Source organism: Vibrio sp. Y176, assembly GCF_033438945.1.
Genome location: NZ_JAWOQS010000744.1, coordinates 1 through 621, shown reverse-complemented (window position 1 = coordinate 621; position 621 = coordinate 1). Strand labels below are relative to the sequence as shown.

The 621-nt window shown below is 42.0% G+C and carries 1 protein-coding gene; it reads left to right on the top strand.

Annotated features, from left to right (window positions below; genetic code table 11):
• On the top strand, window positions 1-621 hold a 621-nt coding region (locus tag R7O13_RS28415), incomplete at both ends, for a methyl-accepting chemotaxis protein (protein WP_318305396.1).

Below are 621 nucleotides of genomic sequence, written 5' to 3'. Positions count from 1 at the left end.
CAATGGAGTTAGCGCAGCAAGTAAGTAGTCGGGTGAGTGAAGCGGTCGTTAAAGGCAATATTGCTGAAAATATTGTGATCACCTTAGGTGAGAACACTGACAAAATATCTTCCTCAATCGGCGTGATGGATACTGTCTCTCAGGGGATCAGTAGCATTCTAAGTTCTATTCAGAAAATTGCCGATCAAACTGATTTATTAGCGTTAAATGCTTCCATTGAGGCTGCAAGAGCTGGTGAGTCAGGAAAGGGTTTTGCTGTTGTCGCTGAAGAAGTTCGAATGCTCTCGTCGAAAACTCGAAGCAGCACCATTGAGATTGATGAATTTCTTGTTCAGTTTTCCGACTCGTCGGAGCAACTTATTGGACAAATGTCTCAAGTTCTAAAAAGCAGCGAGCTAAGTCGAAATCGTACGTTAGAAGTTATTGATCAAATTCAACTGGTTGAGAGTGCCGTTAGTGAAATCAATACCATCAATTCTGGCATTTCCCAAGCGTCAGATATTCAGTGTGAAATGATGAAGAAGCTGAACTCGGAGATTGAGCTGTCTAAATCATTGAGCGATGAAATTACTCACAGTGCAAATGCTATCGCGAGTGTTCATGGAGATATCAGCCGAGTTT